This is a genomic window from Streptomyces aurantiacus JA 4570, assembly GCF_000414115.1.
Lineage (GTDB): Bacteria > Actinomycetota > Actinomycetes > Streptomycetales > Streptomycetaceae > Streptomyces > Streptomyces aurantiacus_A.
This window is the reverse complement of sequence record NZ_AOPZ01000247.1, coordinates 1-12,376: the sequence shown is the minus strand read 5'-3', so window position 1 is coordinate 12,376 and position 12,376 is coordinate 1. Positions and strand designations below refer to the sequence as shown.

Sequence of the window (12,376 nt, the reverse complement as noted above, 5' to 3'; positions counted from 1 at the left end):
CCGAGCCCGGCGAGCGCGGCCGCCGCGGCGTGCGCGGCCCGCACGTCCAGGCCGCCGCTCGTACCGCGCACCTGGTGCCGTACCTCCTCCGCGGCAAGGCTGAGCAACTGCGGCAGCAGGTCGGTGCAGCGCCGGGCGACCCAGCCGGTGCCCGCCGTGGCCAGCCAGAGCAGGCTCGCCGAGCGGGTGGGCGGCGGCAGTTCGGGGTCGAGGCCGGGCGCGGCGCCGGGTGCCAGGCCCTCGGCGGCGAGCAGAGCGTGGAAGCGGGCGGCGAACACGCGGTGGCCGCGCTCGCCGGGGTGCAGCCGGTCGGCGCTCCAGAGGGCGCGGTCGGCGACCCACTCCTCGTCCGCGGCGTGCAGATGGACGGCGCCGTACCGCTCGGACAGCGCGTGTACGACGGCGTTGACCGCCCGTTGCCGCCGCGCCAGCGGGCGGCCCAGCGCGCCGGGGAGCCCCAGCATCGCTCCGGGGTCGGGCATGCAGGCGGTGAGCAGCACCGCGCCGCCCGCCGTCACGGCGCCGTAGACCTCGTCGAGGTGCGCGGCGACCGCGTGGATGTCGAAGGTGCAGCGCAGCGTGTCGTTGACGCCGACGACGACGGACACGAGGTCGGGCCGCAGGGCCAGCGCACGCGGCACCTGGCGGCCGTGCACGTCGCAGGTCTGCGCTCCACCGGCGGCCAGATTGTGGAATTCCACGGGCTGTTGGGGCGTGCGGAGCGCCGCGGCGAGCAGCGCCGCCCAGCCCCGCCACGCGCCGTCCACGGGGTCCCCCACGCCTTCCGTGAGGGAGTCCCCGAGCGCCACGTACGTCACCGGCTTCATCCGCCACCGCTCCCGTCGTCCGACACCCCGCCGGACCCGGCCACGAGCCGCAGCGAAGGTCCCCGGCCCGCGGCAGGCACCCCGTCACCGGGCTCGGCCGCTGCCGCCGACGCGACGGCACGATGCTCAGCCGCTCCCGCCGGAGCCGTGGCGCGGTGCGCGGGGGCGACGACCGGAGCGAGGGCCTCCCGCCCGGGGACCGCCACCGGAACGACGGCGTCATGCGCCCCGGGGCCCGCCACCGGAACGACGGCATCATGCGACCCGGGGACCGCCCCCAGAGGGACGTCATCACACCCCGGCACCGCTGCCGAAGCGGCGACGTCGCACCCCGGCACGGCCGCAGGAACGACGGCGCCATGCCCGACGCCCGCCGCCAGAGCGGCAGCGTCCCGCCCGGAAGCCACCCCAGGAACACCGGCATCGTGCCCATTAGCCGCCCCCGGAGCCACATCCTGGCACCCGGAACCCACCGCGGAAGCGACAGCATCGCTCCCGCAGGTCGCCGCCGAAGCGACAACGCCATGCCCCGGCACAGCCGCCGCAACGGCAGAACCCCCCGGCGACCTCGACGCGCCCCCCGCCCCCTCCATCCCCTCGACCCCGTGCGCCGCCAGGAACGCCGCCACAGCCGTGTCCCACCCGAAGCACTCCGCACGCGCGCGTGCCGTCGTGCGCCTCGTGTGTTCCGGGCGTTCCAGGACCGCGCGGACGGCGTGGGCGAAGGTGCGCGGGGTGTCGGCGGCCGCCGCGCCCGCGCCGCCCACGATCTCCGGCAGGGCCGACGAGGCGCTGGCCACCACCGGGGTGCCGCAGGCGAGGGCCTCGAGGGCGGCGAGGCCGAAGGTCTCGCAGGGCCCCGGCGCCAGGCACACGTCGGCCGTGGCCTGGAGGGCGCCGAGTACGGCGCGGTCGGCGACATGGCCGAGGAACGTCACCGGCAGACGCCGCTCCCGCGCCCGTTGTTCGAGCCGCGCCCGCAGCGGACCGTCGCCCGCGACGACGAGAACGGCCGGTACACCGCGCCCACGCAGCGTCTCCAGCGTGTCCAGCGCCGTGCCGGGACGTTTCTCCACGGAGAGCCGGGAGCACAGCAACAGGAAAACGTCATCCTCGCGCGCGTAGCGGTCACGTATGCGCCGGTCCCGCAGGCCCGGGTGGCGGTCCGCCAGATCGACGCCCAGCGGGGCGCGTACGACATTGCCCGCGCCGATGCGTACGAACTCGCGCTCCGCCCATGCGGTGGTGCACACCACGCGCGCGTAGGCGTGCGCGGTACGGGAGTTGAGTGCGTCGGCGGCGCGGCGCGCCAAGCGCGGCGGCAACCCCCAGGTGCGCATGACCGCGTCCGCCGCCTCGTGGGAGACCATCACGGCCGGGACCCGGGCGCGGCGCGCCCACTCGCCGGTCCAGCGGAGCGTGGTGCGGTCGGACACCTCGAGGCGGTCGGGGGCGAGGCGTTCCAGGAGGCGGGTCACGCGGCGCCGGTCGGCGAGGACGCGGTAGCCGCCGGTGCCGGGCAGCACATGGCCGGGCAGCGTGATGACGAGCCCCTGCTCGGTCTCGGTGGCTCCGGCGCGCTCGCCGGGGACGACGAGCACGGGCTCGTGGCCGGCGGCCAGATACCCGCGCCCCAGCTCCCGCAGCGCGGTGCGCAGTCCGCCCGAGGAGGGCGTGACGAAGTTGGCGAGGCGCACGATCCGCAGCGGCCCCGAGGTCCGCGCGGCCCGGGCCGCGCCCAGCGGGCTCATGCCCAGGGCCGCGTTCATGCCGCCACCGCCGGGCGCTCGGCGAGCACTTCTTCGTAGTGCCCGATGAGCTGGTCCCCGACGGCGTCCCAGGTGCGCCCCTGGACGGCGGCGCGTCCGGCCGCTCCGTAGGCGGCACGCAGTTCCGGGTCGGCGGCCATCGCCCACACGGCGTCCCGTACGGCGGCGGCGTCGCCGGGCCGGACGAGGCTGCCCGTGCGTCCGGGGACCACCAGGTCGAGCGGTCCGCCCACGGCGGGCGCGACCACTGGCACCCCGCTGGCCATGGCCTCCTGCACGGTCTGGCAGAAGGTCTCCAGGGGCCCGGTGTGCACGAAGACGTCCAAGGAGGCGAAGATCCGGGCGAGTTCGTCGCCGGTGCGGCGCCCGAGCAGGGTTGCTCCGGGGAGCGCGGTCTCCAGCGCGCCGGCGCTCGGCCCGTCGCCCACGACGACGACGCGCACACCGTCGAGGGCGCACGTCTCCGCGAGCAGTTCGACGTGCTTCTCGGGGGCGAGCCGCCCTACGTAGCCGACGATCAGTTCGCCGTTCGGGGCGAGTTCGCGGCGCAGCACGGCGTCCCTGCGCGAGGGCCGGAAGCGGTCGGTGTCGACGCCGCGCGGCCACAGCCGCACCCGGGGCACGCCGTGCGACACCAGGTCGGTGAGCGCCGCGGTGGACGGCGCGAGGGTGCGGTCGGCGGCGGCGTGCACCGCGCGGATGCGGCGCCACGCGGTGGCCTCGCCCATCCCCATGTACGTACGCGCGTAGCCGCCGAGGTCGGTCTGGTAGACGGCGACGGTGGGCAGGTGCTTGCGCGCGGCGGCGGCCATGCCGCGCGCGCCGAGCACGAAGGGGCTCGCCAGGTGGACGAGGTCGGCCTGGTGCGCGCTCAGTGCCGCCGCCAGTCGCCGGCTCGGCAGCGCGACCCTGACCTGCGGGTATCCGGGGAGAGGCAGGGACGGCACGCGGACGACGGGGCACGGGGAGAGGGTGTCGGTGGTGTCGGTGGACGCGCCGGTCGCGGTGGCCGGGGCGACGACGAGCGGATCGTGACCGCGCGCGACGAGCTGCCGCGCGGTCTGCAGGGCGCAGTGCGACACGCCGTTGATGTCGGGGGGAAAGGATTCGGTGACGATGACGACACGCATACCGGTGTTGTCGTCAGGCGGGGCGTGCCCACGTCAACGTGGATCTTTCCTGACGTGAAACGTCCCATGAGCGTTCCGCACCGCGAGATCCGGCCATTTCGCCGCACGCGGGGCGTTACGCACTGGGCGAAGGCGATTTCGGGCTCCCGGCACCGTGCCGGTGCGGCGTACGCGGCCTGCGGCAACCGTGCCGGGGGCTCGGCACCGCGCCAATGCGGCGTACGCGGCCGTCGGTGCCGTGGCCGTGCGCGTCCTAGCGGTGTTCCGACCCTGCCGCCCTGCGGCCTGCGGGGCGTCCCCCGCTGGGGGCCGTCGGCCCACCCGGGCAATCAGTCCACCCGCAGATTCGCCCCACCTGGGTAATCGCCCACCAGGCAACCCGCCCGCAGCCGTCCGGCGGGGAAGCCGGGGCGAGGCTCACGCGCCCGCCTCCCCGCCACCGCGGCCGGTGGACGCCGGGCCCTCGCTCACACGGCGGGCGCGTCCGGCCCGATGCGGCTGCGTACCGCCGACTGCACGTCGTCCTCCTCGGCGGGATCCGCCGCCAGTCTCCGGAGGCGGTTGACGACGCGGGCGTCGCCGGTCTCGGCGTGCCGGGCGGCGACTTCGCGGGTGGACTCCTCGCAGTCCCACAGGCACTCGACGGCGAAGCCGGCGGCGAAGGAGGGGTCGGTGGCGGCCAGCGCGCGGGCGGCGCGGCCTCTGAGGTGGGAGGAGGCGGTCTCGCGGTAGACGTGGCGCAGGACCGGCGCCGCGCAGCCGATGCCGAGGCGTCCCGCGCCGTCGACGAGCGGCCACAGGGTCGGCGCGTCCGGGCCCTCGCCGCGCACCGCCTCGCGCAGCGCGGTGAGCACGAGCTGGCTGTCCTGGGCGCCGCCGCGGCAGGCGAGCACGCGTCCGGCGGCCGCGCCGAGCGCGTCGGGCCGTCCGGCCCACTGCCTGGCCCGGTCGACGGCGGCGACGGAGCGCATCCGCTCGAACGTCTCGGCCGCGATGTCGACGACGGCTCGCGACGGGCTCTGCGCCGCTTCTTCCAGGAGGTCGAGTACGTCGGGATCATGGACGTCGGCCAAGTACCGCAAGGCGGTGCCGCGCGCCCCGTCCGTGCCGTGCCGCGCCGCGCGCACGATCTCGGCGCGGTCCTCGGGCCCGGCGACGGCGGTCAGACAGCGGGCGGCCGGCACATGCAGCGCGGCGCCACGGTCAAGACCCTCCTGGGCCCAGTCGAACACGGCCTGGACGCTCCAGCCGGGGCGCGGCCCGGCCGGCTCCATCTGGCGCTGCCAGCGGTCGAAGGAGCCCCGTTCGGCGGCGGCGCGCACGCGGGCGCCGATCTCGGGGCGCGGATCGTCGGCCCACAGCCGCCAGGGTCGCGGCTCGAAGGCGTCGCGCACGGCGACGGCCAGGGCGGCCTCGCCCTCGGCGTCGGCGGAGAACCTGGCGAGCACGGGGGCGGCGAGGGCGCGCAGGCCCGCGTCGTCGTCGCGCAGGGCCAGCTCGTCCAGGGCCCAGGCCCAGTTCGCGCCGTGCTCGGCGTAGCTGCGCAGCAGCCGCAGCGCGTCCAGCCTGTCGTACGAGGCGAGGTGGCCGAGCACCGAGAGCGCGAGCCCGGTGCGTGAGTCGTCCGGGTCGAGCATGTCGTCGGGGTCGAAGAGGTGGCGCTCGATGGCGCCGAGCCCGCCGTTCAGATCGAGGTAGAGGCGGGCGTAGTACAGGGAGCGGTTCTCCACCTGCCAGTCGTGCCGCGGATCGTGCAGCACACAGTGGTCGAGGGCGGAGAGCGCCTCGGACCGTGGCGCGGTGAGGGCGTGCAGCGTGCCGTCGCCGCGGCCCCGCTGCAGCAGGCCGAGCAGCGTACCGCTGGGCGCTATGACCGGTTCGAACATGGGAAACAGCCTCACATCAAGCGTCGACGCAACCGGGAATCCGCACTACCTGGCCGTGCGCCAACACGTCGGGCCGCCCGCCGTCTCTTGCTTGCTGAAGACCATCTTCCTCTGCCTCTCGTCGGTGACCCGGAGGTTCCCGGACGCCAAGTCCGGGGTCGGGCCGCTCACGGTCCGCGCGCTGCGGCAACACCTGCCCCGACGTCGCGTCCGTGAATCACGTCGTCATGATGACCCAGCGGTTCAGCCCGCCGCGACCACATTTCCGGCGCCCCCGTCGCACCAGGCCGCGTACCCCGGTCAGGCGGCCCCGAACAGCGCGAGCAGCTCGGTCTTCCCGAACATGCGTGCGGTGTCGATCGCCGACGGTGTGCCCGCGGCCGGATCGGCACCGCCGTCGAGCAGCGCCCGCACCACGTCGTCGGAGCCCTTGAAGACGGCACCGGCGAGGGGCGTCTGCCCCTTGTCGTTGACGCGGTTGGCGTCCCCGCCGCGCTCGATCAGGGCGCGCACGGCGGCCGCGTGGCCGTGGTAGGCGGCGAGCATGACGAGCGAGTCGCCGCTGTCGTTCGTGAGGTTCGCGGGCACGCCCGCGTCGACGTACGAGGCGAGCGCGTCCGTGTCGCCCGCCCGGGCCAGATCGAAGATCTTGCCCGCCAGCTTCACGACCTCGGGGTCGGGGGCTTCGCTCATGGTGTGACCGCCTTTCGCGCTCCGGCTGCCTTGGGGGGTGATCGCACCCCGCTGGGGGTGACCGCACGCGTACCGCCGGCGATGCCGCGGCCGTACGAGTGAATCGACAGGGTACTGCCCGTCACGGCACATGACCGACCGCGTCGGAGGCAAAGATCAGCGCGGCCGGACGACACGGCCCGAACCCGCCCGCGCACGCCGCATCAGCCCGCCACCATCCGGGCTAAATAAGAGAAATATCCCCCATTTGCAGCTTTTATCGCATGGATACATGCTGTGAGCCTGGAAGTACTGATGGTGACTGTCCCCTCACTCAGGAGAACTGCCATGGTCCTGTCCATCTCGGGCGTCGTGCTGCTGGGCATCATCGCCTTCCTGTTCTTCCGCAAGGACGGGCTCAAGGCATCCCACGCGGTGGTCTGCGCCCTCTTCGGCTTCTTCCTCGCGGGCACGGCCATCGCACCGAGCATCAAGGCGGGCAGCGCGAGCCTCGCGAGCCTGCTCGGCGGGATCAAGTTCTGACGGCTGCCCCCACCACCACTTCCAGGAGACCGACGTGGCCCGGCGCCCCCTCCCCCGCATCCTGAGCACCGGCACCGCCCAGCTCGCCCGCAGTCGCGAGCTGGCCCGGTCGGCCGCCGACGGCGCCACGGACGTACTCCACCCGCTGATCACGATCACGCGCGGGCTGCGCCGTCTCGCCGGAGCAGGGCGGCGCAAGTGGGCGGCGACCCCCAAGGAACGGCGCGGTTCGCTGCTGTTCCTGGTGGCTTCCGTGGTCCTCGTCGTGGCGCTCATCCCCTACGGTCCGATGCTCGCCGCCATCTGCCTGATGGCGGCCGCGGCCTGGACCGGGCGCGAGCGCGCGGCGCCGGCGCCCTCCGGCCCGGACGACGCCCAGGTCCAGCGGCTGCAGTCGCTCTACGAAGCGCTCGTGCCGTACTTCTCGGTGCCCGAGGACCCGAGCCCGCTGTTCGCCCACGGCGGCGAGTGGGACAAGGCGTTCACCGCGTACGGGTTCGACGACGACGGCCGGATCTCGCATCTGGTGGTGCGCTATCCCGCGTACTTCACCGACGGCGAGGCCGAGTCCCGCGCGCGGATCGAGCAGGTGCTGTACGCCAAGTCGGGGCGCGGCCGCGAGTACCACTTCGCGTGGGACGAGGAGGGCAACGCGCTCACCGTGACCGTGCTGCCTCCGCTGCCCACGGACATCTCCGCCCAGCGCTTCGTCACCGCGCCCGGCGAGACCGTGCTCGGCTTCACCGACCCCACCGCCGTGCAGCGCACCCTGCCCGTGGCCGACGGCGACGAGCAGCGCGACGTGCCGCCCGTCGTGTGGCGCACCGGCATCCGCTCCACCGAGCCGCACCTGCTGGTCCTCGGCCGTCCCGGCAGCGGCACCACGACCCTGCTGCGCTCCGTCGCCCTGCAGGCGCTCCAGCACGGCGACGTCGTCATCGTCGAGGGCAGCGGCACCGGCGACTACGCCTGCCTGACCGGGCGCGCGGGGGTCCTCGCCGTCGAGTGCGGGCTCGCGGGGGCGCTGGGGAGCCTGGAGTGGGCGGCGCACGAGACGGAGCGGCGGCTCATCGCGGCGAACCGGGCCCGGCAGGCGGGCCACCCGCCGCCCGACGACACCAAGCGGCCGCTGTGGATCCTGCTCGACCGCCCCGGCATCCTCGGCCACCTGGCCGCGGCCGACGGGCACCGGGATCCGCAGTCCCTGCTCCAGGTGCCGCTGCGGCACGGGCGCGCGGCGGGTGTCACCGTCGTCGTGGCCGACCAGCTCGACGGCATGGAAGGGCTGACCGACACCGTGCGCCAGCACACCCGCGCGCGCGTGCTGCTCGGCCCGGCCACCGCCGACCAGGTCGAGGAGGTCCTGGGCGCGGCGCCGCACACGACGCCCACGGCGGACATGCCCCCGGGCCGCGGCTACGCCCGCCTGGGCACGGGCCCGGTCCTGCGCCTCCAGGTCCCGGCGACCCCCGACCCGTACGACGACGCCACGAGCGACGCGCACCGGCGCGCCGTGCTCGACCTGCTCCCGGACCGCACGGCACGGGCGGACGCGGACCTGGCCCCGGCAGCGGTCGCGGAGGGCTGAGCCCGACGCGCGGGGCGCCTCACGCCACGAACGTGTGCGGCCCCTCCGCCCCGGACCCCGCGCCCGTCCCCGCCTCGACGAGACGGGCCGCCGCCGCGAGGCGTACCGCCGCTTCCTCCGCCAGCGGCCCGCCGACGGTGAACGGCAGCCGTACATAGCCCTCGAAGGCTCCGTCGACACCGAAGCGGGGGCCCGACGGCACCCGGACACCCACGCGTTCGCCGACCTCGGCGATGCGGGAGCCGGACAGGCCGCCGGTGCGCACCCACAACGTCAGTCCGCCGCGCGGCACTTCGAACTCCCAGCCGGGCAGCTCGCGGCGCACGGCGGCGACCAGCGCGTCCCGGTTGTCGCGCGCCTGCTGTCGGCGTACGTCCACGGCCTGCTGCCAGCCGCCGGTGCTGAGCAGCCAGTTGAGGGCCAGCTGCTCCAGGACGGGGGTGCCGAGGTCGGCGTACGCGCGCGCCGCGACCAGGCTGCGGATCACATCGGGCGCGGCCCGCACCCAGCCGATGCGCATGCCCGCCCAGAATGCCTTGCTCGCCGAGCCGACGGTGATGACGGTGGAGCCCGCGGGGTCGAACCCGCAGACGGGGCGCGGCATGCCCGGAGCCTCGCCGGCTCCGCCCTCCACGCCGCCTTCGTCGAGGCGCAGTTCACTCATCGTCTCGTCGACGACGAGGACGGTGCCCGCGTGCCGGGCCGCGTCGACGAGGCGGCGGCGCTGGTCCTCGTCGGCGAGTGCGCCGGTCGGGTTGTGGAAGTCGGCGACGACGTACGCGAGCCGGGGCGCGGCGTCGCGCAGGACCTGGCGCCAGCGGTCCATGTCCCAGCCGCCGAGACCCTCGGCCATCGCGACGGGCACCAGGCGCGCGCCCGCCTCGCGCATGAGCTGGAGGATGTTGGCGTAGCTCGGCGACTCCACCGCGATGCGTTCGCCGCGGCCCGCGAAGAGGTGGCAGATCGCGTCGATGGCGCCCATCGCGCCGGTGGTGACCATGATCTGTTCCGGCATGGTCGGTATCCCGCGCGCGGTGTAGCGCTCGGCGAGCATGGCGCGCAGCGCGGGCAGTCCGGCCGGGTAGTCGCCGTGGGTGTGGGCGTAGGGCGGGAGCTCTTCGAGGGCGCCCTGCACGGAGCGGGTGAGCCAGGGCTCGGGCGCGGGCAGGGCTGCGCAGCCGAGGTCGATCATGGAGCCGAGCGCCTCGGGGGGCAGCGGTTCGAGGCCGCGCGCGGGAAGCGGGTTGCCGGCCGGGACGGCGGTCCAACTGCCCGCTCCCCTGCGGGACTCCAGGAACCCTTCGCTGCGCAGCGCCTCGTACGCGGCGGCGACGGTCGTGCGGCTCACGGAGAGCGCCACGGCCAGCTCGCGCTCGGCGGGCAGGCGGGCGGCCACGGGAACGCGGCCCTCCAGGACGAGCAGCCGGATACCGTCGGCGAGGGCGCGGTAGGCGGGCGGGCGGCGAGTGCCCGCGCCGGCGGGACGCGCCTGCTGGGAGGTGAGCAGCCGGGCGAGCTGGGTCGAGCCCACCGCTGATGTCCACTGAGCCATGATCCCAGTCCACCTTCATCGAATTGGCCATGGTTGGCGTCTTCCACCAAGCCACAGAGTGTCATGCGTCAGGCCACTACCACCACGGGGGGCTTCTCTTGTCCAGGGCGAAATCAGATGGGCCCGCCACGGGGCCGCGCGGCGAACGGCATCTCACGCGCCGGCTGTGCCAGCTCTACGTAGGTCTCGCCCTGTACGGCGCGAGCTCCGCGCTGCTCGTGCGCTCGGGCCTCGGCCTGGAGCCGTGGAACGTGCTGCATCAGGGCGTGGCCGAGCGCACCGGGATGTCGATCGGTGTCGTGTCGATCTTCGTGGGTGCCGCGGTGCTGCTCCTGTGGATCCCGCTGCGCCAGCGCCCGGGACTCGGCACGGTGTCGAACGTCTTCGTCGTCGGCCTGGCGATGGACGGCACGCTCGCCCTCGTACCGGACGCGCACGGCCTCGGCGTCCGGGTCCCGCTCATGGTGGCGGGCATCGTGCTCAACGGGGTGGCGACGGGCCTCTACATAGCGGCCCGGTTCGGGCCGGGCCCGCGCGACGGCCTGATGACGGGCCTGCACGAGCGCACCGGCCGCTCCATCCGGCTGATGCGGACGCTGGTGGAGGTGGCGGTCGTCGTCACCGGCTTCGCGCTCGGCGGCACGCTGGGCGTGGGCACGGTCGTGTACGCGCTGGCCATCGGGCCGCTCGCCCAGTTCTTCCTGCGCTTCTTCGCCGTGCCCGCTCCATCCGCGGGCCGCGTCGTGGCCTCCGGCGAGCCATCGGAGCAGGCGATACTGCGACGGTGACCACGCGCGTACGCCATCCCTACCTCGACCACCCCGGCCCCCTCGCCTTCGCCCACCGCGGCGGGGCGGCGGACGGCCTGGAGAACACCGCGACCGCCTTCCGCCGCGCCGTGGACGCGGGCTACCGCTACATCGAGACGGATGTGCACGCCACCTCGGACGGCAGGCTGGCGGCCTTCCACGACGCGACGCTGGACCGCGTCACGGACGCCACCGGCAAGATCGCGGACCTGCCGTGGAGCGAGGTGCGCCGGGCACGCGTGGCCGGCACCGAGCCGGTGCCCCTCTTCGAAGAGATGCTGGAGGCGTTCCCCGACGTCCGCTGGAACGTGGACGTCAAGGCCGAGTCCGCCCTGCTGCCGCTCCTGGACCTGATCGAGCGCACCCGCTCCTGGGACCGCGTGTGCGTCGGCTCGTTCTCCGAGGCCCGCGTCTCCCGCGCCCAGCGCCTCGCGGGGCCCCGCCTCGCCACGTCGTTCGGTACGCGGGGGGTGCTGGGGCTGCGGCTGCTCTCCCTGGGCGTACCCGCGACGCCACGCGTCTCGGCGGTGTGCGCCCAGGTGCCGGAGGCGCAGTCGGGGGTGCGGGTGGTCGACCACCGCTTCGTCCGCACGGCCCACGCGCGCGGGCTGCAGGTCCACGTGTGGACGATCAACGACGCCGCGCGCATGCACGCCCTGCTCGACCTGGGCGTCGACGGCATCATGACGGACCACATCGAGACGCTGCGCGACGTGCTCAAGGACCGGGGGACCTGGGTCTGACCGCCGGAAGCCGCGTCGGACCCGGACGGACAGGACGGATTTGTTCACCCGCTCGGCACCCCCGCGGGCACTCCCGTGCCCGCGGGGATTTAGCAACCAGCGGCGAAGAGCGGTAGTGTACGCGTTTGGCCTGCCAGGCGGACCGTTACTGCGCGCTGAGGATTCAGAAACGCTGGGTGACATCTGCTGCCAGATGTGACAAACCGGGCGCTGGTGGGTACAACAAGGGGCGGCATACGACGGCGACGCATGACCCTGAACGGGAATCTTTACCGCCGACCGGACGTTGACCGGATGACGACGACAGCGACACCTGTCCTGTGGGCGACAAGCCCGGGAGGCACGATTCATGAGTGAGCGAGCTCTTCGCGGCACGCGCCTCGTGGTGACCAGCTACGAGACCGACCGCGGCATCGACCTGGCTCCGCGCCAGGCCGTGGAGTACGCATGCCAGAACGGACATCGATTCGAGATGCCGTTCTCGGTGGAGGCGGAGATCCCGCCCGAGTGGGAGTGCAAGGTCTGCGGGGCCCAGGCACTTCTCGTGGACGGCGACGGACCTGAGGAGAAGAAGGGGAAGCCTGCGCGTACGCACTGGGACATGCTCATGGAGCGCCGCACTCGAGAAGAACTCGAGGAGGTTCTTGAGGAGCGCCTGGCGGTCCTCAGGTCCGGTGCGATGAATATTGCGGTGCATCCGCGCGACAGCCGCAAGTCCGCGTAAGCGCGCTGGACCGCGGAGCGGAGACACGACGAGGGCGGGCCCACAGCTTCGGCTGTGGGCCCGCCCTCGTTCGTGTGCGCGTGGCCCCGAAACGGGGGCTCCGCCCCCGGACCCCCGCTCCTCAAACGCCGGA

General features: G+C 74.4%; 10 protein-coding genes and 1 pseudogene. 5 read left to right on the top strand and 6 right to left on the bottom strand.

The genetic code is table 11. The features are described 5' to 3' along the window. From STRAU_RS23425 to STRAU_RS23405, 5 genes and pseudogenes are all read right to left on the bottom strand, one after another. A partial coding sequence (locus STRAU_RS23425; RefSeq protein ID WP_037661380.1) for an SGNH/GDSL hydrolase family protein occupies positions 1-827 on the bottom strand: 827 nt, incomplete at its 3' end. A gap of 605 nt (positions 828-1,432) precedes the next feature. Then, positions 1,433-2,578 (bottom strand): annotated as a pseudogene (locus STRAU_RS23420) (glycosyltransferase); the annotation flags it as partial. A gap of 14 nt (positions 2,579-2,592) precedes the next feature. After that, positions 2,593-3,726 (bottom strand): glycosyltransferase family 4 protein, encoded by a 1,134-nt coding sequence (locus STRAU_RS23415; RefSeq protein ID WP_016642858.1) that lies wholly within the window; start codon positions 3,724-3,726, stop codon positions 2,593-2,595. 467 nt (positions 3,727-4,193) lie between these two features. Next, a complete protein-coding gene (locus STRAU_RS23410) occupies positions 4,194-5,612 on the bottom strand; it encodes a HEAT repeat domain-containing protein (RefSeq protein ID WP_016642857.1) in 1,419 nt (472 codons plus the stop codon). A 300-nt stretch (positions 5,613-5,912) separates the two neighbouring features. Further along, positions 5,913-6,305: an ankyrin repeat domain-containing protein gene (locus STRAU_RS23405; RefSeq protein WP_016642856.1), complete on the bottom strand. Its 393-nt coding sequence runs from the start codon at positions 6,303-6,305 to the stop codon at positions 5,913-5,915. Positions 6,306-6,632: 327 nt separating this feature from the next. Between STRAU_RS23405 and STRAU_RS23400 the strand changes: the two genes are divergently transcribed. Both STRAU_RS23400 and STRAU_RS23395 read left to right on the top strand, forming a co-directional pair. Next, entirely contained in the window at positions 6,633-6,827 is a 195-nt protein-coding gene (locus tag STRAU_RS23400; RefSeq protein ID WP_016642855.1) for a hypothetical protein, read from the top strand. Between the two features lie 34 nt (positions 6,828-6,861). Continuing rightward, positions 6,862-8,415: a hypothetical protein gene (locus tag STRAU_RS23395; protein WP_016642854.1), complete on the top strand. Its 1,554-nt coding sequence runs from the start codon at positions 6,862-6,864 to the stop codon at positions 8,413-8,415. Between the two features lie 19 nt (positions 8,416-8,434). On the opposite strand, the gene STRAU_RS23390 is transcribed toward STRAU_RS23395, so the two are convergent. Next, positions 8,435-9,967, bottom strand: coding sequence for an SCO1417 family PLP biosynthesis transcription factor (locus STRAU_RS23390; RefSeq protein ID WP_037661379.1), 1,533 nt, complete (start codon positions 9,965-9,967; stop codon positions 8,435-8,437). A 98-nt stretch (positions 9,968-10,065) separates the two neighbouring features. On the opposite strand from STRAU_RS23390, the gene yczE reads away from it, so the two are divergent. The 3 genes from yczE (at position 10,066) to STRAU_RS23375 (ending at position 12,243) form a co-directional block, all read left to right on the top strand. Then, positions 10,066-10,755 (top strand): membrane protein YczE, encoded by a 690-nt coding sequence (yczE, locus tag STRAU_RS23385; RefSeq protein ID WP_052029204.1) that lies wholly within the window; start codon positions 10,066-10,068, stop codon positions 10,753-10,755. Next, entirely contained in the window at positions 10,752-11,519 is a 768-nt protein-coding gene (locus STRAU_RS23380) for a glycerophosphodiester phosphodiesterase family protein (protein ID WP_016642852.1), read from the top strand. The genes yczE and STRAU_RS23380 overlap by 4 nt, the downstream gene beginning before the upstream one ends. Before the next feature lie 349 nt (positions 11,520-11,868). Further along, positions 11,869-12,243 (top strand): RNA polymerase-binding protein RbpA, encoded by a 375-nt coding sequence (locus tag STRAU_RS23375; protein WP_030360404.1) that lies wholly within the window; start codon positions 11,869-11,871, stop codon positions 12,241-12,243. The last annotated feature ends 133 nt before the right edge of the window (positions 12,244-12,376 follow it).

Coding starts and splice junctions, on each gene's coding strand:
- STRAU_RS23405 (WP_016642856.1), bottom strand. CDS start 6,305: ATGAGCGAAGCCCCCGACCCCGAGGTCGTGAAGCTGGCGGGCAAGATC.
- STRAU_RS23400 (WP_016642855.1), top strand. CDS start 6,633: ATGGTCCTGTCCATCTCGGGCGTCGTGCTGCTGGGCATCATCGCCTTC.
- STRAU_RS23410 (WP_016642857.1), bottom strand. CDS start 5,612: ATGTTCGAACCGGTCATAGCGCCCAGCGGTACGCTGCTCGGCCTGCTG.
- STRAU_RS23415 (WP_016642858.1), bottom strand. CDS start 3,726: ATGCGTGTCGTCATCGTCACCGAATCCTTTCCCCCCGACATCAACGGC.
- STRAU_RS23375 (WP_030360404.1), top strand. CDS start 11,869: ATGAGTGAGCGAGCTCTTCGCGGCACGCGCCTCGTGGTGACCAGCTAC.
- STRAU_RS23390 (WP_037661379.1), bottom strand. CDS start 9,967: ATGGCTCAGTGGACATCAGCGGTGGGCTCGACCCAGCTCGCCCGGCTG.